Genomic DNA, 19,608 nt, shown 5'->3' with positions numbered 1-19,608 from the left:
TTACTCCTGGCGTTGACGTTTACCGGCGAACAGACGTTTCACCAGCACAAAGAACAGCGGAACAAAGAAGATGGCGAGCAGCGTGGCGGCCAGCGTACCGCCGATGATGCCGGTCCCGATGGCGACACGGCTGTTGGCTCCGGCCCCGGTCGCCACTGCCAGCGGCAGCACCCCGGCGATAAACGCCAGCGAAGTCATCATAATCGGGCGCAAGCGGGTTCGTGCCGCACGCAGCGCTGCCCGGCTCAGGGAATAGCCTTCCTGCACCGCCGCTTCGGCAAACTCGACAATCAAAATGGCGTTTTTCGACGACAGACCGATGGTGGTCAGTAGCGCGACCTGGAAGTAGACGTCATTGTTCAGACCACGCATCCAGGCCGCCAGCGCCGCCCCAAGCAGGCCGAGCGGGATAACCAGGATGACCGAAATCGGCACGGACCAACTCTCGTAGAGCGCTGCCAGACAGAGGAACACCACCATGATCGAGATGGCATAAAGGCTCATGGCCTGGCCGCTGGCGAGTTTCTCCTGCAATGACAGGCCGCTCCAGGCCCAGGTAGAACCGGCGGGCAGATTATTAGCGAGGGTCTCCATTTTGGTCATCGCGACGCCGGAACTGAACCCGCTGGCATTCTCCCCCTGAATTTCATAGGCCGCCGAGCCGTTGTAGCGCACCAGACTTTCCGGGCCATATTCCCAGTGGGTGGTGGCAAAGGCGGAGAACGGCGTCATGCTGTCATCGCTGCCGCGTACGTACCATTTTTTCAGGTCAGACGGCGCGGCGCGAAACGCGCTATCCCCCTGGATATAGACCTTCTTCACGCGTCCGCGATCGATAAAGTCATTCACATAGGTCCCGCCCCAGGCGCTGGAGAGCGTATTGCTGACATCGCTGAGCGACAGACCCAGCGCGACGGCTTTGTTGCTGTCGATATCCACCTGCAACTGCGGCATTTGTGGCAGATCGTTGGCGCGAACGGCTTGCAGCTCCTGGCTTTTGCTGGCCTCGCCAATCAACTGGTTACGCATTTTCAGCAGTTCGTCGCGATCGGTACTGCCACTGGCCAGCAGCTCAAAGGTAAAGCCGTTACTCTGCCCCAGACCGTCCACTGACGGTGGGATCATGGCGAAAATGCTGGCATCGCGGAGAGTGCTTAACTGCTGGGTGGCCCGCAGGGCGATTGCCTGGGCGGTATTTTCCGCCCCCTTACGCTCTGACCAGTTTTTCAGCGAGACGAAGGCCATCCCGGCGTTCTGGCCGTTACCGCTAAAGCTAAAGCCAGTGACCGTGAAGATGGCGTTGGTATTGGCTTTCTCTTTGGTGAGGAACCAGTCGGTCACTTTGCTGGCGACCGCATTGGTGCGCGGGGCGGTGGCCCCGGCGGGCAGGGTGAACTGCACCATGACAGAGCCCTGGTCTTCGGTCGGCAGGAAGCTGCCGGGCAGACGCCACATGACAAACGCCATCGCCGCACAGAGCACGCCATAGGTGGCGATCACGGTCACGGAGCGGCGCAAGACGCGCAGGACACGGTGCTCGTATTTATTTTCGGTGCGGGCATAGAAGCGATTGAACGCGCCGAAGAAGCCTTTCTTATGGGGCTTACTGTGCTGCATCACCGTGCCGCACAACGCCGGGGTCAGGGTGAGCGCAACAATCACCGACAGGGTCATAGCCGAGATGATGGTGACCGAGAACTGACGGTAAATCACCCCGGTAGAGCCACCAAAGAAGGCCATTGGCAGGAATACGGCGGAGAGTACCAGCGCAATCGCCACCAGTGCACCGGAGATTTCGCCCATCGATTTTTCAGTGGCTTTGCGGGCGGGCAGCCCTTCGTCGCGCATAATACGCTCGACGTTTTCCACCACCACGATGGCGTCATCCACCAGCAAGCCAATCGCCAGCACCATCGCAAACAGCGTCAGGGTGTTAATCGAGTAGCCAAAGAGCGCCAGTACCCCAAAGGTCCCCAATAGCACGACGGGCACCGCCATTGCCGGAATCAGGGTGGCGCGGACGTTTTGCAGGAACAGATACATCACGCAGACCACCAGTACGATGGCTTCGATCAGCGTCTGCACCACATCTTCAATGGAGATTTTGATAAAGTCGGTGCTGTCTTTCGGGTAGGCGACGTCATAACCCTGCGGCATGCTATGACGGAACTCGGCAATTTTATCTTTCACCAGGGTGGCGGTATCCAGGGCGTTCGCGCCAGGGGCCAGCATCACCGCCAGGCCCGCCGCCGGGTGGCCGTTTAGTTTCGCTGTCGCCGAATAGTCTTCGCTGCCCATCTCTACGCGGGCAACGTCGCCGACGCGGACCACCGCACCGTTGGTTTCACTTTTGATGATGATATTGCGGAACTGCTCCACGGTTTGCAGGCGAGACTGCGCACGCACGGTGGCCGTCAGTTGCTGACTGTTTGAGGCCGGCAGCGCACCGATCTTCCCGGCGGAAACCTGCACGTTTTGCGCTTCAATGGCGGTCTGCACATCAGACGGCATCAGCGCATAAGAGGCCAGTTTGTCCGGGTCCATCCAGATACGCATGGCATATTCCGCACCGAACACCTGCAGGCTCCCCACGCCGTTAACGCGCGCGAGCGGGTCCTGCACATTACTCACCAGCCAGTCGGCGATATCGGAGCTGGAAGCACGGTCGGTTTTGTCATACATCGCCATGATGAGCAGGAAGCTGCTCTGGGATTTCACCACCGTCACGCCAGATTGGGTGACTTCGGTTGGCAGGCGGGATTCGGCCTGTTGCACCTTGTTCTGTACCTGCACCTGAGCGGTGTCCGGGTCGGTACCCTGTTCGAACGTCACGGTGATGGTCACCTGGCCATCGGAACTGCTGGTGGAGGTGAAATAGAGCAGGTTATCGAGCCCGGTAAGCTGTTGTTCGATAACCTGAGTCACGCTGTTTTCCAGGGTTTGCGCCGATGCGCCGGTGTAGGTGGCGGTGATTTTTATCGAGGGGGGCGCCACGTCCGGGTATTGCGCGATGGGCAGCGTGCGGATAGCCAGCACCCCGGCCATCATGATCAGTATGGCGATCACCCAGGCAAAGACCGGGCGACGCACGAAGAAGCTGGAGAACATCAGGCTTTGCCTCCGTTGTTTTGCACTTCAACGGCTTTCGCCTCTGAACCGGCGGTGACTTTATCGGTACCTTCAACAATCAGCTTGTCGCCGCTTTGCAGCCCTTTCAGGACCAGCCATTTATCGCCGTAGGTGTCACCCGTTTCGACGCTGCGCTGCTCGACCTTGTTTTGAGCGTTGACTACCAGCGCCGTGGCATTGCCTTTGCTGTCGCGGGTGATGCCCTGTTGTGGGGCGAGAATGGCGTTTTCCATCACGCCTTCATTGACTCTGGCGCGGACAAACATGCCGGGCAGCAGTTGCTGATGCGGGTTAGGGAAGATAGCGCGCAGGGTGACAGAACCGGTGGCTTCATCCACCGCCACTTCGGTCAGCGCCAGTTTGCCGGTTTCGCTGTAGGTGCTGCCATCTTCCAGAATCAGCGATACATTCAGCGTGCTGTCGTTACTGGCGAGCGCCTGCTTACGTAAACGCAGCAGGTCGGCACTGGAGCGGGTGAGATCGACATACATGGTGTCCAGCCCGCGCACGGTGGCCAGTGCCGTGGTTTGTTCGGCAGTGACCAGCGCACCGGGAGTAACAGACGAGATGCCAATCCGCCCGCTAATCGGCGACGTGATGGTGGTCCAGTTCAGGTTGATACGCGCGCTTTCCAGCGCCGCCTGTTTGGCGCTGACGCTGGCGCGATCCTGCGCACAGGTAGATTTCGCGTCGTCGGCATCCTGCTGTGATACGCCGTTGTCTTTTACCAGCAGCGCATAGCGGCGCGCTTTCTGACAGTCGGATTCCACCAGCGATTGCGCCTGTTTGAGTGAGGCATCGGCTTCATTGAAGGTGGCACGATAGCTGGACGGGTCAATCTGATACAGCGGCTGGCCGGCTTTCACGGTGTCACCTTCGGTGAAGAGGCGCTTCTGAATGATGCCGCCAACTTGCGGGCGGACTTCCGCGCTTAGCGAGGCCGAGGTGCGCCCGGTCAGGGTGCTGAATACGGCAAGCGGTTGGCTCTGGAGCGTGACGACCCCGACTTCCTGGACCGCGTTGTGTTGTGCAGGTGGTGTGGCATTGTCGCAGCCAGTTAATGCGAATAATGCCACGACGGTGGTTTTTATTAACTTCATTATATTTTCCCGGCGTGTAAAAGGCCTGCCCATTGATAATCAAAGGGCGGCTGGTTGACCATATTTTGGCGATGGCAATACGCCACTTCCGCTATTAGCGGAAATGATGACGGGCGATGTCGTTATACATCGCCTGAAATTCGTTTAATCCCGGATTATTTTTCAGTAAATAACATATGTATTATGTCCTGATATATTTTCTGTAATTGCGCCGGGTCGCATTTTTGTGGCGTCAGGTTTCTAAAAATGGTGCCTTCTATCAGCGACGCCATAATCTCCACGCAGCAGCGGACACGGCTATCTTCAAGATGCGGGTGCGCCTTTTTCAGGTGGGCGCAGGCGGTTTCATACATGCGCGCATCGGCCTGCGCCATCATTGCTGCAACGCGTGGATTGCGGGTTGCCTCGGCCGCCACTTCCAGCATCAGCGCATCATCGTCGTGGCTGAGCGTTTGCCGCCAGGCCAGCACCTGCGGGATATGCTGAGTCTGGGCGTTGCTTTCCATTTCCGCGATACGGTAATCGATGATGCGGCGGATCATCTCTTCGATAATGGCGTCTTTACTGGCGAAATAGCGATAAATCTGCCCGACGCTCAACTGAGCCTCCAGCGCGATTTGCGACATGCTGGCCGCGTGAAAACCGCTGGCACGAAAGCAGCGCCGCGCCGCGACAATGATTTCGTCCTGGCGCATCTGATGGCGTTCTTGCTGCGAGACTTTTTGTGTCATGCCGGGCTCCGGGTAGTAGTTTTGAGAATGATCGTTCTCATTTGTCGTAAGAATATATGAATTTTGCGCCAGGCGTTAAGCATTTTCTGGGGAGATAATATGGATTTACAAAAGTCCATATTGTGGAGAAATAATGAAGAAGATAATGGGGGAATTAAGGAGAAAGGTGTCGATAAGCCATTGGGAATATTAATGGGGGGTAATATCCATAATATTTGTGTGTATCATTAATTAGCGTTGCGCTAATGAAGTAAGAATATGGTTCAACTTTCACCTTTGAGAGCAGACCAGGACACGGCTTACGTTCTCAGATATCGAAGGGAAACGCAGTATGTCTGTTTGACCTGGAGGTTTTTTTGTAAGCATGAAGATGAGAGTGGATAAGTGGCATCCATGCGTTATGCTTTTCACGCGTCCTGGATAGGTCATCTATACCGAGACCAGGTGATCAGTGGGGGTAATGGTGCCGAAGCCCACTGGTTGGTAGCAATCTTAAAGGGAATATCATTATGGCTGACAATACCTCACAGTTTTCTGGCGTATCAGGTTCCGTGGGGACGTCCGGAATGAACAATCCGAATGACGTGAAAGCGTTGCAAAAGATGATTATTGATGCCGGATATAATCACATCCGTGGAAATAATATCTGCTTAAGATGAAAAATAATCTCATTAATTACCGTAAAGCTGATTGAATATATGAGCAATGAGTTAACTTGCCAAAGAATAAGGTATTTGCAATGAAATATTTACGTGCAACGCTGGCGCTCCTGTTTCTGATGCCTGCAGTTTCATATGCGGCTCTTTATGAAGGGATGGAGAGAGATGTTTGCTTTAAAAATCAGAGCAATATACATATTGCTTATGATTGTCTGTCAAAAAAAACGGCGGAATCTTCGCATGCTCTGGATAATATTATTGCTGAGACGAATAAGCAAATAAAAATTAACAATCCAGGTCCGGTCTTCCGCAGCGAAGATCCGAAATTGACGATAGGGGATATCTACAGTAAATCATTTCTGGCTGCACAAGTGGACTGGAAAGCATATAGAGAAAATTTATGCCTGGCTGTCGCGTCACAAATAGGTGAGGATGCAAATGACTACCAGTCATATATTGATCAATGTGTGATTAATTTGAATAAGCGGCATGTTGAAGAAATAAAGATGATGGATATTAAATCTGGGCATAACTGAAATGGCTGGGCTGAAAAGTTACGGTAAGGTCTGTTGTTATTTTGGGATAAACGGCTCCTGAATTCTTAACATGAGGCGTGGTGATTGAGAGATCCCCCGGCGGCGCTGCACTTGCCGGGGCTACGTGGTAGATACTGTGAATGTCTGCAACCTTTTTAGCCAGGCTGACCCGTTTCCCAGCATGACAACCACAGCGACATCTTTGTGTCCCCCTGGCACGTTCACGGGTTCTGTCGCGACAGAAAAGCAAGGAACATAAGGGGAACGGAACCCTCCACCTGAGCCGCATATCCCCCTCACCCTGACCCTCTCCCCAAAGAGGAGAGGGGACCGTTCGTGCTCGCATTTTTGTGGGGAATCCTCTGCCCCTGTACGGTCCGAATAAGGCGTTTACGCCGCATCCAGGGTTGACCTAAAGGTGAGAACAATTCTCAATATTATTGCCGCCTGGCGGGGGCAATGGTAATCTGTAGGCGTTTTTCAGGGCGTCGACCCGGAAATTTTCGCGCATCCCCGGTGGAATGTTGAACATTGGACAGGATCACAATGGCTGCCCGCTATGCAAAAAAGACACTTTTCCGTTGAAGATTTTATCGGGTTTGGCGAACGCTACGGCATTGATTATCGCTTCCCGTCACTCTCTGCCTGCCGCGACGTCAGTAAAGAAAAACACATTGTGATTCAGGGCGATGTCGAAGAGATGACGTTCTCATCTGGTCTCAACCTCACCAGCTCAGATATCCGCGTCCTGCAACCCTATGAAACCACCTCCTTGCATAGCTGCCCGCTCTATATGCTGGTGGTGCTGGAAGGTAGCGTGATGCTGCGCGTCAACGGTCAGGAATTTGTGGTGCGCTCCGGTATGGCCTTTACCTCGCGCCTTGGCGAGCAGCAGGTGATGAACGCCGTACACCTTGCCGACTACCACTTACGCACGCTTTCGCTGGGCGTAGACCCGGCGCGCTGCTGGCAATCGCCGCTGCTCTCTGCGTTGCTTCAGCAGTGGGAAAACGGCGGTGCGCCAACCTTTTTATGGCAGGTGCCGGGCTTTTTGCTCTCTGGCCTGCAATACATCCAGCAGTCCAGCCAACCGGGGCTGTCGCGCCAGTTAATGCTCGAAGGCGTCATGCTACAACTGCTAGGTCACGGCCTGTCACAGCGCCTGCAAAATCACACATCCCGCCATGCCCCCAGCGGCGAACAACATCGGCTCGAAACCGTGCGTCGCTTGCTGGAGCAACAGCCGGAGAAAGAGTACACCCTCACGGAACTGGCCCAACTGGCCGCCATGAGCAGCAGCAGCCTGCGGACCAAGTTTCGCCAGGCCTATGGTCACTCGGTGTTTGATTATCTTCGCGATTGCCGTCTGGACCTGGCCCGCCGCTACCTGGCACAGGGGTACAGCGTGCAGCAGGCTGCATGGATGTCGGGCTATCAGCATGCCACCAATTTTTCTACCGCCTTTCGCCGTCGCTATGGCATTACCCCCGGAGAGGCGCGCCACGCCTGTTAATCCCCGTTATTCATCCGGTCATCCACGGGCCTGTAGACCAAAGTTCCACAGTGGTGATGCGTTTTGTCACCGCGCATACGTCTCTTGTCATTGCGCATAGCTGCCGCCGTCGGCAAAAAGGTAATAATTCTTATTTACAATAAAAACGGCTTCTGGAGATTTTCATGTTCGCAAAAACGCGACTGGCGCTGATGATTGGCTGCATGACGGGTGGATTGAGCGCGACGGCCCTGGCACAGGACACCTCGTCGACAAAAGAAGAGACGGTGGTGGTGACCTCACAAATGCAAAGTGGCGCAACCAAGCTGGAAACGCCGGATATCGAAACCCCGCAGTCGGTCTCTATTGTGACGCGCCAGCAGTATGAAGAGCAGGGGGCCACCAGCGTGCGCCAGGCGGTGGGCTACACGCCGGGTGTCTATGCCAACCAGATTGGTGCCTCCAACCGCTTTGATTACATCGTCTTGCGCGGCTTTTCCGATGGGAGTCTGGATAATATCTATCTCGACGGCCTGAAAATGATGGGTGACACCAACTCGCACAGTTCGTTGGTGGTGGACCCGTGGTTCCTCGACAGTATCGAAGTGGTGCGCGGCCCGGCCTCCGTACTGTATGGTCGCTCTTCGCCTGGCGGGATTGTGGCGCTGAATTCCCGTAAACCGTCGTTTGATCCGGGGGGCGAAATCAAAGTGTTTGCCGGGAATAACAACCAGCGCGGTGCGGCCTTTGATGTGACCGGCCCGGTGGATGATAACGACCGCGTTGCCGTACGTTTAACCGGCATGACCCGCTATGCGGATTCCCAGTTCGATCCCTTAAAAGAAGAGCGCTACGCCCTGATGCCGAGCCTCACCTGGCGCATCACCGATAGCACACGCCTGGATCTGATGGCCTATCTGCATCGCGATCCGGAAGGGGGTAGTCACTCGGGCTTACCGTATGAAGGCACCGTTGTCCCTCACGCCGGGCAGAAAATTTCTAATACCTTTTATGAAGGGGAAGACGATTACGACAAATACGACCGCCGCGAAAATATGGTCGGCTACAACTTCGAACACGCCTTTGATAGCGGCTGGTCAGTACGCCAGAAATTGCGCTATCTGCACACTAAAGTGAACCTGAATCAGGTGTATGCGGCAGGCTGGCTCAACGATACCGAACTGAACCGTGGCTATTCTGGTTCTGATGAAAAGATGAATGCCATCACGCTGGACAACCAACTGGATGGCAGCGTGGAGACCGGCCCGGTTAACCATCGCCTGTTGATGGGGGTGGATTACCAGCGCCGCAGCAATAATGTGGCCGGTTACTACGGTGCTTTCCCGGCGATCGACGCGTTTAACCCGGTATATGGCGCAGATCCGGATTACATCACGCAGTACAGCAGCGAGAAGCATAAGCTGGAGCAGACCGGGATCTACGTCCAGGATCAGATGTCACTCAATAAGTGGCGACTGACGCTGGGCGGTCGCCACGATCAGGTGAAAGTCACAAACGTTAATAAGCTCAATGACACCAGCGATACCCTGGATCAAGGCCATTACAGCAGCCGTGCGGCATTGCTGTATCTGTTCGATAACGGGATTGCGCCTTACGTTAGCTACTCAACCGCGTTCACGCCGACCAGCTTTACCGATGAAAACGGCAAGATCCTGGAGCCGATGAAGGGGAAACAGTGGGAAGCCGGGTTGAAATTCGAGCCGGAAGGGACGCAGACGATGTACAGCGCCTCGGTGTTCCGCATTAACCAGAAGAATATCGCCACCAAAGAAGAGCCGACCGATCCGTACCGCTCTATCGGCGAGATCGAATCCGAAGGGGTGGAACTGGAAGCGGTGGGGCAGTTAACGGATAGCCTGCGTCTACAGGCGGCCTATACCTACACCGATATTCGCTACAAGAAGAGCAGCCCGGAAGAGCAGGGCAAGCGCGCCGTCTACGCACCGCGTAATCAGGCCAGCACCTGGCTGAGCTACGATGTGAAGAGCGGGCCGCTGGACGGGCTGACCGTCGGTTCCGGCGTGCGCTATGTGAATGGCATTACCTCGGATCGCCAGAACACGCATACGCTACCGTCCTATACACTGGTGGATCTGGCGGTCGGCTATGACCTGTCGAAGGTGGGTTTGAAAGGGCTGAGCGCGCAGGTTAACGTCAATAACCTGACGGACAAGAGCTATATTGCCTCCTGTAACTCGCTCTCTTACTGCTACTTTGGTGCCGAGCGCAGCATTGTGGGCAGCCTGTCGTATAAGTTCTGAATGTCTTGAGAACTCCCGGGGGCGGCGCGCACGCGCCTTACCCGGGATACGATTTTACCGGGGCCGCGGTGCGGTGGTTTGGTAGCCCCGGTAAGCGAAGCGCCACCGGGGAAGGAAAACGAAGGGGAGATTAACTCTCTTCCATCGCGAAATGAATAGCTTCGCCCAGCTTCGAAATGGCCTCGCGATACCGTTCAGTCAGCGGCAGGGCGCAGTTAATGCGCAGGCAGTTGCGGTATTTCCCCGAGGCGGAAAAAAGCGAGCCTGGCGCAATCTGGATTTTCAGCCGACAAAGCTGGCGCGAGACACAGAGCATATCCACCCCTTCCGGTAGCTCCACCCACAGCATATAGCCACCTTTTGGCCGCGTAACGCAGATTCCGCAAGGGAAATACTGGCGGATCCAACAGGTATAGGTTTCCAGATGCTGCTGATAAAACTGGCGCATCCGGCGAATATGGCGATGGTAGTGGCCGTCGCGAATAAACGCCGCCATCGCCAACTGATTAGTGGGCACTGTGCTGCCGATAGCGGCATATTTCATATGCAGCACCCGATCGCGATAGCGCCCCGGTACAATCCAGCCCACACGCAGCCCCGGCGCGACCGATTTGGTAAACGAGCTGCACAGCAACACGCGGCCATCGATATCAAAAGATTTAATGGTGCGCGGGCGGGGATAATCGGTGACGAGTTCGCCATAGATATCGTCTTCGAAAATGACAATGTCATGGCGCTGCGCCAGCGCCAGTATCGCTTTTTTGCGCGCATCCGGCATGATCGAGCCCTGCGGGTTGCTGCAACTTGGTACGAGGATCACCCCTTTGATCGGCCACTGTTCCAGCGCAAGTTCCAGTGCCTCAATGCTGATCCCGGTTTCCGGATCGGTTGGGATCTCCATCGCTTTAATGCCAAAACCGCGCAGTAACTGCATGGTGCCATAGTAGGAAGGGGACTCCACGGCCACGATATCACCCGGTTTACACACCGAAAGCAGGGCGATGCTCAGCGCGCCGTGGCAGCCGTTGGTGATCACGATATCTTCCGGGTCCACCACCGTGCCGCCATCAACCATCAGGCGGGAGATCTGCTCGCGCAGTTCGCGGCGTCCTTGCAGGGCGTCGTAGCTCAGAATGTCGCACTGATTGTGCTGCACCAGACGCGCCATTTCGCGCCACAGCGGTTTGAGCGTCGGTTGCGAAATGTCCGGCGCCCCGCCGCCAAAATTGAGCATCTCTTTGTCCGAACGGGCATCGAGCAGTGTGAGCACTTCATCCCACTGCGTCACTTCTACCGGGCGCTGAACCGGGCGCGATATGGCAGGCACCGGCGGTTTAGCTTTGCGCGGGGCGACAAAATAGCCCGAGCGCGGCTGCGGGGTGATCAACTGTAGGTTTTCCAGCACCTGATACGCCTGCTGTACGGTGCTGATGCTCACGCCGTGCTCCTGGCTCAGATTCCTGACGGATGGCAGTTTCTCGCCATGGCGGTAGAGCCCTTGTTCAATGCGCTCCGCCAGTAAGGTGGCCAGGTTTTCATAACGTGTCATGCTGTATCCTTTGTTGTCACCATACAGATTGTAAAACCAGTACAGATGGCGGAGAAAAATGCCGTTCAGATACAGTTGTAGGCGATCTGTATGTTAAAGAAAAGTAATTTCTGCGTCTGTATTGCATACAGGGATTCCAGAGAAAATAGAGCTCTGTTCAGGTGAGGAGAGACGCGATGGAATTCTTTGAAAATAGACCGCAACGACCATTTTTCGGGTTAGTACAACTGTGGCATTGGGTGAAAAGAAAATGGGAACGGCGCAAGACGCGGATAATTTTGAGCAATCTTAGCGATGAGCAACTGAAAGACCTGGGATTGCGTCGTGACGATCTGGGTTATTGATCCCCCAAAAGTGCGGAGATAACATCTTGTTATTTTCCGCCTTTTATGGCGTAGACTATGCTTAATGCCATTATCACTACGGGGGATTCACCATGCATTATATGGGCAGTAAAGACGACGATAAAAAAGAGAACGAAGGCGGTAACGTCACTCAGATGATGCAGCAGAAGTTGCTGGATTCGCGCTCGATCATTATCTCCGGTGAGATTAACCAGACGCTGACCGAAAAAGTGGTGACCCAACTGCTGCTGTTGCAGGGGATCAGCGATGCGCCGATCAAAATCTACCTGAACAGCCAGGGCGGCCATGTTGAAGCTGCGGATACCATTCACGACATCATTAAATTCATCAAGCCGGAAGTGCATATCATTGGTACTGGCTGGGTGGCGAGCGCCGGGATCACCATTTTCCTGGCGGCGAAAAAAGAGCATCGCTACGCGCTGCCAAACACTCGCTTTATGATCCATCAGCCGCTGGGCGGCGTGCGTGGCCAGGCCAGCGACATTGAGATTGAAGCGAAAGAGATCATCCGCATGCTGGATCGCGTTAACCGTCTTATCGCCGATGCGACCGGGCAACCGGTTGAGAAAGTGAAACAAGACACTGACCGCAACTACTGGATGAACCCGCAAGAAGCGATTGATTACGGCATTGTCTCCCGCGTAGTAAACAGCTACGGGGACCTGAAGCTGGATTAATTTCCCCTCTCCCGATCCCCTTCCTGTGCGAGGGGGATCAAATCCACGTTATTTCCTTTCACCGTAGAAAAAATTTCACTTCTCCGAATGCACTAAATTCTTCACACTGTCGGCGATGGTGAATACGGAGAAACGGCATGAATAAAAGTTATAAAGCCGCACTGGTGATGATAGCGACGCTCAGTGCGCCGGCAATGGCAGAAAACAATAGCACCACGTTTAACCACAAAGATTGGGAAGTCGTTTGTGACAACACGCTGACCTGTCGCGCTGCGGGTTATAGCAAGGAAGAAGAAGCCAGTGGGTCGGTACTGCTGGTGCGTAAAGCCGGTGCGGATGCTCCGCTTGTTGTTGATGTTGTGCTCGCGGAAATGGAATCCGATGAGACTGCACCGCAGCCCAAATTGGTTCTGTGGATTGATGACAAAGAGATCGGTGAAGTTGAGCCGGAGGACACCGATACCTGGCGGTTGTCTCCCGCGCAAACTCAGGCGCTGATCGAGGCAGTAAAAGGCAGCGGCAAAGTCGAATTTAAAGGCGGTGCGAAGCCGTTCGAGCTGTCTGGCGATGGCGCGACAGCGGTGCTGCTGAAAATGGATGATGTGCAGGGGCGTCTGGACACCCCCGGCGCGCTGGTGAAGAAAGGCGATAAACCGGAAAGTAGCGTACCGGCGGCGAAAGAGCCCCCGGTGATTCAGGCGGCCAAAGTGAGTGATGCGCAGGAGCGCGTGCTCAATGAAACGGAAGTCGCCGCGCTTAAGCCTAAATTGATTGCTTCGTTACCGAAAGACACCAATTGCGAGCGTTTGAAATCACCGGACCCGCAGGCGGATGAGGGCGATAACGATATCAGTCTGACGCCGCTTGACGATACCCATGCGCTGATTTCCACGCTCTGCTGGCGCGCGGCGTATAACGAAGGCTATGGCTTCTGGGTTATCGACAGCAAGCTCGCGGGCGAACCCGTGCTGGTGACCGATTCCGCTTCGGATTACAGCGATGGCCTGATTTCGCTGGGTCAGCGTGGCCGCGGGATAGGCGACTGCTGGGCATCCGCGGAGTGGGTGTGGGACGGTAAAGCGTTCACCCAGAGCAGCGAATCCACCACCGGTATGTGCCGCTACATTCGCGCGGGCGGCACCTGGGATCTCCCGTCATTTGTTGCGCAGGTCAAAGAGCCGGAATAAGGCATTTATCGTTGAATGGCATCCCGGTTTACCCTTTTGGTATTTTTGGGTAAGCAGGGTGCCATTGTATTCCTATACGGGTAACGTATTTCATACCTGAATGGATGTCACTTCACATGCACACCAAACCCGCTCTCGCCTGGTGCGATATCCGGGCGCAGGGTCAGTGCGGGAATGGTGTAATCCCCGGCATTCTGCCGCCTGAAGGGCAGCGGTTCTGCCTGCCAAAGCGTGTCCAGACGCTGTGCCAGTTGCTGGCAATACGCTGCATATTTCTCATCATCTGTCTTGCTGGTGCGATAAATCACCAGCGGCGGCAACACTTCGAAGCCCGGATAAAACAGCATCCCGTGCTGGATGGGGAACAGAATATCGTCGATTGGGCCGTTGATCCCACGGGGGCTATAGTGTGATTCCCAGCCGCCTGTCGTCACCAGCAACATCGCCCGCTTGCCTGACAGACTCCCCTCGCCATAGCGATCGCCCCAGTGAGTGTCGCTGTGTTCGCCCACACCATAGGCAAATCCATAGGCGTAAACCCTGTCGAACCACCCCTTCATAATGGCAGGCATCGAAAACCACCACAGCGGAAACTGGAAAATGACCGCGTCTGCCCAGCGTAATTTCGCCTGTTCGCCAGCGATATCCGCACTTTGCAAACCCTGCTCAAAGGCCTTTTTTGAATCCAGTGACGGGTGGAAATGGTCACCAGCCAGCGGGGCCAGCGTGTCGCTGGCATCCAGTTGTGATTTCCAGTTCATGGCGTAGAGATCGGATACCTGCACGTGGTGTCCGCTATTTTCCAGATGCGAAATGGCAAAGGCATTCAGCGCACCGTTCAAAGAGTGGGCTTCGGGATGGGCGTAAACAATCAAAACATTCATTGTGTGTACCTGGTGTTGGGAAAGTCACCCCACGGTAATGAATGGGAAGGTATAGTAGAAATTAATTACTGATATTGCAGGTATAGCCATGGTTAATTTCCGTCGTATCGATTTGAATCTGCTGGCGACGCTGGATGTCCTGTTGACCGAACTTAACGTGACGCGGGCGGCGCAACGGCTCAATTTGTCGCAGCCCTCGGTCAGCGTGCAGCTTGCCCGCCTGCGGGAGATCTTTGGTGACCCGCTGTTGCTGCCGGGGCCGCGTGGCATGCATCCGACCGCCCGTGCCGATGAACTGCGTCTACCGCTGAGACAGGCGCTTGATGCGCTGGAAAGCGCCGTTTCGTCCGGTAGCCCTTTTGATCCGGCGAGTGCCGATCTCACCTGGCGGATCGTGGCGACGGATTACACCGAGTCGGCCGTGGTGTTGCCTGCGCTCAACAGCCTGCGGGCGGCCGCACCGGGTACCCGTCTGGCGCTCTTCGAGCTCAATCCCCCGCAGATTTTGCGCCAGGCGGAGCAGGGCGATGTCGATCTGATCTTTCATACCCGTGAAGGAGCGCCGCCTGCATTGCATCAGCGACTGCTGTTTACCGAACGCTATGTGCTGGCCGGGCGGCTGAATCACCCGGCCTTAAAACGTCGCCCGACGCTGGCGCAATTCTGCAGGCTGGAGCATGTGATTGTCTCGCCGGAAGGCGGGGGCTTTAGCGCGATAACCGATGAGGTGCTGGCAAAAAGTGGGCTTTCGCGGCGCGTCGTGCTCTCTGTGCCACATTTCTTGTTTATGCTGGAGGCGCTGGCCACCAGCGACCTGGTAGCCGTGCTGCCGGAACGTCTGGTGAAAAAGGCAGGAGCCTTGCAGGTGGTGGAGCCGCCCGTGCCGCTGCCGGGGTTCGATATGCTGATGCTCTGGCATGAACGTCTGCACCGTGACCCGGCACACCAGTGGCTGCGACAGCACTTACTCGACTGCCTTTAATTTCTGCTGAGATGACAACATGTTAAAAGGTCTGAATCACCTGACGCTGGCGGTCAGCGATATTGCCAGCAGCATCGGTTTTTACCATCATCTGCTGGGGTTGCCCCTGCATGCACGCTGGGATAACGGCGCGTATCTGCGCTGTGGCGATCTGTGGCTCTGCCTGTCGCTGGACGCGCAGCGGCGGTACATCGCCCCGCAGGAGAGCGACTACACCCACTATGCCTTTAGTATCGATGAAAATGATTTTGCTACGTTTGTGGCACGCCTTACGCAAGCGGGGGTAACGTCGTGGAAAGAGAACAGAAGCGAAGGGGAGTCGTTTTATTTTCTCGACCCGGACGGGCACAAGCTGGAAGCCCACGTGGGTAGCCTCGCGCAACGGCTGGCCGCCTGCCGCGCGAAGCCATACAAGGGGATGGTGTTTTTTGACGAGTAGCCCCGGTAAGCGCAGCGCCACCGGGGAAATCCCGGATGGCGGCGTAAACGCCTTATCCGGGCTACGAGTTGTAGCCCCGGTAAGCGCAGCGCCACCGGGGGATTAGTGGCCTTTCACCCCAGCCAAACCGACAGCTCCACATCCTCGCTAAACGGCGTCGACAAATAACCATTTTCTGGCGAGCGGACTTTTTCCAGATACGGCGGGTAATAATCGGCGTTATCGGCGACGATCAGCGCGCCTTTTCTCAGGTGTGGCTCCAGTAACGCCAGAATTTCTGGGTAGAGCGATTTCGCGCCGTCGAGCAGCACCAGATCAATCGATTCAGGCAGATCCTGACGCAGGGTTTCCAGCGCATCGCCTTCGCGGATCTCAATCAGATCGCTCACGCCACCCAGGTTAAAATGCTGCCGGGCGCGCGCCGCTTTGGAGGGCTCGAACTCGCAGGTAATCAACCTGCCGCCACCGTTATCACGCAGTGCCGCCGCCAGATGGAGCGCGGAGATCCCAAACGAGGTGCCGTACTCGACAATAGTGCTCGCATTACTGCTGCGCGCCAGCATATACAGCAGTGTGCCGGTCTCTTTTGACACCGGCAGCCACAGATCTTTCAGGCGTCCGTAGAGATCCCGGTAGTCGGTTTTGCTCTGTAACAGGCGCATCTGTTCCTCTTCGGAAACATCATCGAGTACGGGGCTGGTGGTTGCCTCGGCCTCGGCAAACAGACGTTCCAGCAACAGGGCCAGCGGTGCGGTGGTGAGGGTGGTCATGGTCATGCAGGACTCCAGTATAAAATATGACGAATTATTCGCATTTAGAATATGATGGATTCGTCACATTCACTATTCGCATTCCTTTCGCTGGAGACTCACCCGATGACATCCCGTTCAACCCCGCGTATTTCCTCACGAAAACAGCCGCGTCAGGCACGTTCTACCGCGCTGGTGACGGCAATCCTGGAAGCCGCTATTCAGGTTTTAGCCGAGGAAGGAGCGCCGCGTTTTACCACCGCGCGGGTGGCCGAACGTGCGGGCGTCAGCGTTGGTTCGGTGTATCAGTACTTTCCCAATAAAGCTTCGATTCTTTTCCAGCTCCAGCTTGAAGAGTGGCAGCGTACGTCCGCACTGATGCGGGAGATTTTGCAGGACACCCATTATCCGCCACTCCAGCGAATGCGCACGTTGGTGCTGGCTTTTGTGCGCTCGGAGTGTGAAGAGGCTGCGATGCGCACCGCGCTGGATGATGCTGCGCCGTTGTATCGCGATGCGCCGGAGGTGATGGCAGCAAAAGCCGCGGGGGAGGGTATCTTTCAGGCCTTTGTTCAGGAGGTGTTACCGAGTGAGACGCCCGCCAGACAGGCGCAGGTCTGCGAACTGGTGACCACCACCATTGGCGCGGTGGGCAAGGCGTTCTCTTCTGTGCCGCGTAGCGAGGCGGAGATCACCGCGTTTGCGGCAGAACTGGGGGAAATGGTGTGCGGATATCTGCAGTTGAAAGACGAAATGTCACGCCGCGGCGATTGAAAAATCATTCGTAAGGTTTATATATATGAGGTCGCCATAATCAGAGGGTGTCTATGGACGGGGAAGGGAGTCAGCGGTTATTGCAGCCGGGCGAGATCCGTCTGGCCAGAAGTGTCTTCGGTAATAGTATTGAATACCATAAAGTCTGGGTGCATCACGAAAGCTATTTCCCGTTTGGCTTACAGCCGCAAAGTGCGGGAATGGCCCCCGATGGCGAGCTCTATTTTCGCGAATGGTACCGGAACGATTTTTCGCGAGAGTCGCATCCTTTTCAGCATATTTTCATTCATGAACTCAGCCATATCTGGCAGCGTAACCGCGGCATGAATGTGCGTGTAAATGGCTTAGTCAGTGGGCTGGTGAGTTATCGCTACCATTTAAATGGGCGACCTTTACGACGTTATTCGATGGAACAGCAGGCACAAATCATTGCCGATTATTTCATTCTTAAAACTTACGGCTATGCTTCCTGGATGGCATTAAGAGCGAGAGGCGATGTGACGCTTGACGGGGATCTCCGTGAGTCCCGCATGTTGCCTGAATATCAAAAAACGTTGCAGGGGTTTCCATGGTGCTAAGAAAGGGGATAACACGCGGTATGTTATTACTGGCGTCCCTGCTGGCACTGACTGGCTGTCCGGGCTCAGGCGACAGGCTAAGGCCCGATGAAACCACCTCGGTGAGGCGTACAGCGAATAATGAAGTCTGTTTTGCCGTTCATCATGCGGGAGATTACCAGCCGGTATTTATCTCTATTAATCCGCGCAATATTCCGCCCCCGAAACATAAATATACTTTGATGCCGCCCTTAAAGGTGAAAGATGCGCAACTGTGTATTCCGCCCTCTTTCTATACTTTCGCCAGCGACGGGCAATTTATCGTTAAGTACATCCTCAAATCGAGAACCCAAAGCCCGCCGACACGCAGCGTAGTGGTAGGGGTTGACGTTTCAAAAGGGGAAATAAGTGTCTTCCCCTTAGCAAACAGTGAAATCACTCGCTAAAGGATGAAAGTAAGACGGAACAGCAAAAAGGAGGCTCCATGGCCGATTCTCTGGCGCTGGCGGCAGGCCAGCTTTCTCTTAATGCATGGCAGGGGAAGTGGGATGAGGTCCTGGCTGTCCTCGAACAATATCCCTCGCTGATTAATCATGTTTCGCAGAAAAAAGGCTATTCCGCGCTGCATCAGGCCGCGTGGCACGGTGCGGATTTAACGGTCATTGGGCGCTTGTTGCAGTTCGGCGCGGATACCCAGCTCAAGACGCACGATAAACAGCAAACGGCGTATGACATTGCCGTTAAGAAGCACACACAGCGCCAGGATCTGTGGTTTGTGCTTTATCCGGCCCCGCGAACGCTCGCCCAGTTAATGCGTAAGATTTTCGCCCAGGGCATGCCGGAATTGATGAATTATCCCGATAAGTTGCTGATGGACAATCTGGTGATGCTGCTCAGCGATGAAGAGTGTGTTTCGCCAACGGCCAGTGCGAAGGAGCGCTTTTATGGCGCCTTTATGGCGATGACGGGAACATCGCTCTCTACGCCCTTTGTACGCCACGCCTCGATTCCCCCGCACTGGTGGGTGGACACCGACTACTGGCGTGATGAATTTTTACCCCAACTCCTGGCGTTGGAAAAACGCAAATCATGCATTCCGCTGGAACACAGTTGGGCAACGATTGGCGATCTGCTGACACCGGACCACTCTGGTTGGGGACTCAGAGGCGACCCCTGGTTATGGATGGAGATGCGCAAATCGTTATCCCGTGTCCCGCTGCCGGACACGCTAAAAGAGCTGACCGCGCTGCTGCGTAACGTTGTGCTCGCGCGAACCAATTCATCCATGCTTGATGACGATGCGGTCTATATCCCGCGTTTTTGCCGCGGCGGTATGAGCAGCGGCCATATTTCACTGCGTTTCTGGGAACAGAAAGCCATCCCCTCCATTGTGGAGCGCGCCGGGTGGCTAAGGGAGATGTGGGGGGCGGGGGAGCGGGGGTAAGGTGTCGCTTGTTCACGAAATATGTTTGTTCATGCTGCGTGAACAATGGTCATTCGTGAACAAGAAGGTTCA

At 55.4% G+C, this 19,608-nt stretch carries 19 protein-coding genes; 13 read left to right on the top strand and 6 right to left on the bottom strand.

Annotated features, from left to right (window positions below; genetic code table 11):
• The 3 genes from C5523_RS23930 to C5523_RS23920 form a co-directional block, all read right to left on the bottom strand.
• Positions 1–3,108, bottom strand: a complete 3,108-nt coding sequence (locus tag C5523_RS23930) for an efflux RND transporter permease subunit (RefSeq protein WP_108702092.1) — start codon at positions 3,106–3,108, stop codon at positions 1–3.
• The gene (locus C5523_RS23925) at positions 3,108–4,229 is read right to left on the bottom strand and encodes an efflux RND transporter periplasmic adaptor subunit (RefSeq protein WP_108702091.1); all 1,122 of its coding nucleotides are present in this window, start codon (positions 4,227–4,229) and stop codon (positions 3,108–3,110) included. Before C5523_RS23925 ends, C5523_RS23930 begins: the two co-directional genes overlap by 1 nt.
• Positions 4,230–4,384: 155 nt before the next feature.
• Positions 4,385–4,960 carry a TetR/AcrR family transcriptional regulator gene (locus tag C5523_RS23920; RefSeq protein WP_039076871.1) on the bottom strand — a complete coding sequence of 192 codons (576 nt, stop codon included), beginning with the start codon at positions 4,958–4,960 and terminating at the stop codon, positions 4,385–4,387.
• Positions 4,961–5,469: 509 nt separating this feature from the next.
• Here C5523_RS23920 and C5523_RS27525 point away from each other — a divergent pair.
• From C5523_RS27525 to foxA, 4 genes are all read left to right on the top strand, one after another.
• Entirely contained in the window at positions 5,470–5,619 is a 150-nt protein-coding gene (locus C5523_RS27525; RefSeq protein WP_172600686.1) for a hypothetical protein, read from the top strand.
• A gap of 80 nt (positions 5,620–5,699) precedes the next feature.
• Positions 5,700–6,155: a lysozyme inhibitor LprI family protein gene (locus C5523_RS23915; RefSeq protein ID WP_223878742.1), complete on the top strand. Its 456-nt coding sequence runs from the start codon at positions 5,700–5,702 to the stop codon at positions 6,153–6,155.
• Between the two features lie 559 nt (positions 6,156–6,714).
• Entirely contained in the window at positions 6,715–7,668 is a 954-nt protein-coding gene (locus C5523_RS23910; protein WP_108702090.1) for an AraC family transcriptional regulator, read from the top strand.
• 164 nt (positions 7,669–7,832) lie between these two features.
• Positions 7,833–9,929, top strand: coding sequence for a ferrioxamine B receptor FoxA (gene foxA, locus C5523_RS23905; RefSeq protein WP_108702089.1), 2,097 nt, complete (start codon positions 7,833–7,835; stop codon positions 9,927–9,929).
• A gap of 130 nt (positions 9,930–10,059) precedes the next feature.
• On the opposite strand, the gene C5523_RS23900 is transcribed toward foxA, so the two are convergent.
• A complete protein-coding gene (locus C5523_RS23900) occupies positions 10,060–11,478 on the bottom strand; it encodes a PLP-dependent aminotransferase family protein (RefSeq protein WP_039076868.1) in 1,419 nt (472 codons plus the stop codon).
• A gap of 176 nt (positions 11,479–11,654) precedes the next feature.
• On the opposite strand from C5523_RS23900, the gene C5523_RS23895 reads away from it, so the two are divergent.
• From C5523_RS23895 to C5523_RS23885, 3 genes are all read left to right on the top strand, one after another.
• Positions 11,655–11,822, top strand: a complete 168-nt coding sequence (locus tag C5523_RS23895; protein ID WP_064572393.1) for a DUF1127 domain-containing protein — start codon at positions 11,655–11,657, stop codon at positions 11,820–11,822.
• A gap of 92 nt (positions 11,823–11,914) precedes the next feature.
• Entirely contained in the window at positions 11,915–12,520 is a 606-nt protein-coding gene (locus C5523_RS23890; RefSeq protein WP_039076867.1) for an ATP-dependent Clp protease proteolytic subunit, read from the top strand.
• Positions 12,521–12,657: 137 nt separating this feature from the next.
• Positions 12,658–13,707, top strand: coding sequence for a DUF1176 domain-containing protein (locus tag C5523_RS23885; RefSeq protein ID WP_107223759.1), 1,050 nt, complete (start codon positions 12,658–12,660; stop codon positions 13,705–13,707).
• 107 nt (positions 13,708–13,814) lie between these two features.
• On the opposite strand, the gene C5523_RS23880 is transcribed toward C5523_RS23885, so the two are convergent.
• Positions 13,815–14,591 (bottom strand): NAD(P)H-dependent oxidoreductase, encoded by a 777-nt coding sequence (locus C5523_RS23880; RefSeq protein ID WP_079497336.1) that lies wholly within the window; start codon positions 14,589–14,591, stop codon positions 13,815–13,817.
• Positions 14,592–14,679: 88 nt separating this feature from the next.
• On the opposite strand from C5523_RS23880, the gene C5523_RS23875 reads away from it, so the two are divergent.
• Together C5523_RS23875 and C5523_RS23870 are read left to right on the top strand one after the other, a co-directional pair.
• Positions 14,680–15,573, top strand: coding sequence for a LysR family transcriptional regulator (locus tag C5523_RS23875; protein WP_172960911.1), 894 nt, complete (start codon positions 14,680–14,682; stop codon positions 15,571–15,573).
• Between the two features lie 19 nt (positions 15,574–15,592).
• Positions 15,593–16,012 (top strand): FosA family fosfomycin resistance glutathione transferase, encoded by a 420-nt coding sequence (locus tag C5523_RS23870; RefSeq protein WP_108702087.1) that lies wholly within the window; start codon positions 15,593–15,595, stop codon positions 16,010–16,012.
• A 113-nt stretch (positions 16,013–16,125) separates the two neighbouring features.
• Here C5523_RS23870 and C5523_RS23865 read toward each other — a convergent pair whose 3' ends face one another.
• The gene (locus C5523_RS23865) at positions 16,126–16,782 is read right to left on the bottom strand and encodes an O-methyltransferase (protein ID WP_108702374.1); all 657 of its coding nucleotides are present in this window, start codon (positions 16,780–16,782) and stop codon (positions 16,126–16,128) included.
• 105 nt (positions 16,783–16,887) lie between these two features.
• Between C5523_RS23865 and C5523_RS23860 the strand changes: the two genes are divergently transcribed.
• Genes C5523_RS23860 through C5523_RS27825 form a run of 4 tightly spaced genes read left to right on the top strand, consistent with a single transcriptional unit; the run spans position 16,888 to position 19,536 of the window.
• Positions 16,888–17,535, top strand: coding sequence for a TetR family transcriptional regulator (locus C5523_RS23860; protein ID WP_103244962.1), 648 nt, complete (start codon positions 16,888–16,890; stop codon positions 17,533–17,535).
• Between the two features lie 53 nt (positions 17,536–17,588).
• Positions 17,589–18,113 (top strand): hypothetical protein, encoded by a 525-nt coding sequence (locus tag C5523_RS23855; protein ID WP_039078200.1) that lies wholly within the window; start codon positions 17,589–17,591, stop codon positions 18,111–18,113.
• Complete coding sequence (locus tag C5523_RS23850) at positions 18,104–18,538, top strand: putative T6SS immunity periplasmic lipoprotein (protein ID WP_064572398.1); 435 nt, start codon at positions 18,104–18,106, stop codon at positions 18,536–18,538. Before C5523_RS23855 ends, C5523_RS23850 begins: the two co-directional genes overlap by 10 nt.
• Positions 18,539–18,576: 38 nt before the next feature.
• A complete protein-coding gene (locus C5523_RS27825; RefSeq protein WP_223878741.1) occupies positions 18,577–19,536 on the top strand; it encodes an ankyrin repeat domain-containing protein in 960 nt (319 codons plus the stop codon).
• Positions 19,537–19,608 lie beyond the last annotated feature (72 nt).

The organism is Phytobacter sp. SCO41 (assembly GCF_003073275.1).
Lineage (GTDB): Bacteria > Pseudomonadota > Gammaproteobacteria > Enterobacterales > Enterobacteriaceae > Phytobacter > Phytobacter diazotrophicus.
Note: the sequence above shows the minus strand (reverse complement) of the source record. Positions and strands in the feature narration are given on the sequence as shown.

Excerpts from the sequence above, each read along its gene's own strand:
- C5523_RS23855 (WP_039078200.1), top strand. The coding sequence starts at position 17,589 with ATGGACGGGGAAGGGAGTCAGCGGTTATTGCAGCCGGGCGAGATCCGT.
- C5523_RS23870 (WP_108702087.1), top strand. The coding sequence starts at position 15,593 with ATGTTAAAAGGTCTGAATCACCTGACGCTGGCGGTCAGCGATATTGCC.
- C5523_RS23925 (WP_108702091.1), bottom strand. The coding sequence starts at position 4,229 with ATGAAGTTAATAAAAACCACCGTCGTGGCATTATTCGCATTAACTGGC.
- C5523_RS23850 (WP_064572398.1), top strand. The coding sequence starts at position 18,104 with ATGGTGCTAAGAAAGGGGATAACACGCGGTATGTTATTACTGGCGTCC.
- C5523_RS23860 (WP_103244962.1), top strand. The coding sequence starts at position 16,888 with ATGACATCCCGTTCAACCCCGCGTATTTCCTCACGAAAACAGCCGCGT.
- C5523_RS23900 (WP_039076868.1), bottom strand. The coding sequence starts at position 11,478 with ATGACACGTTATGAAAACCTGGCCACCTTACTGGCGGAGCGCATTGAA.
- C5523_RS23930 (WP_108702092.1), bottom strand. The coding sequence starts at position 3,108 with ATGTTCTCCAGCTTCTTCGTGCGTCGCCCGGTCTTTGCCTGGGTGATC.
- C5523_RS23920 (WP_039076871.1), bottom strand. The coding sequence starts at position 4,960 with ATGACACAAAAAGTCTCGCAGCAAGAACGCCATCAGATGCGCCAGGAC.
- foxA (WP_108702089.1), top strand. The coding sequence starts at position 7,833 with ATGTTCGCAAAAACGCGACTGGCGCTGATGATTGGCTGCATGACGGGT.
- C5523_RS27825 (WP_223878741.1), top strand. The coding sequence starts at position 18,577 with ATGGCCGATTCTCTGGCGCTGGCGGCAGGCCAGCTTTCTCTTAATGCA.
- C5523_RS23875 (WP_172960911.1), top strand. The coding sequence starts at position 14,680 with ATGGTTAATTTCCGTCGTATCGATTTGAATCTGCTGGCGACGCTGGAT.
- C5523_RS27525 (WP_172600686.1), top strand. The coding sequence starts at position 5,470 with ATGGCTGACAATACCTCACAGTTTTCTGGCGTATCAGGTTCCGTGGGG.
- C5523_RS23895 (WP_064572393.1), top strand. The coding sequence starts at position 11,655 with ATGGAATTCTTTGAAAATAGACCGCAACGACCATTTTTCGGGTTAGTA.
- C5523_RS23865 (WP_108702374.1), bottom strand. The coding sequence starts at position 16,782 with ATGACCACCCTCACCACCGCACCGCTGGCCCTGTTGCTGGAACGTCTG.
- C5523_RS23880 (WP_079497336.1), bottom strand. The coding sequence starts at position 14,591 with ATGAATGTTTTGATTGTTTACGCCCATCCCGAAGCCCACTCTTTGAAC.
- C5523_RS23910 (WP_108702090.1), top strand. The coding sequence starts at position 6,715 with ATGCAAAAAAGACACTTTTCCGTTGAAGATTTTATCGGGTTTGGCGAA.
- C5523_RS23915 (WP_223878742.1), top strand. The coding sequence starts at position 5,700 with ATGAAATATTTACGTGCAACGCTGGCGCTCCTGTTTCTGATGCCTGCA.
- C5523_RS23890 (WP_039076867.1), top strand. The coding sequence starts at position 11,915 with ATGCATTATATGGGCAGTAAAGACGACGATAAAAAAGAGAACGAAGGC.
- C5523_RS23885 (WP_107223759.1), top strand. The coding sequence starts at position 12,658 with ATGAATAAAAGTTATAAAGCCGCACTGGTGATGATAGCGACGCTCAGT.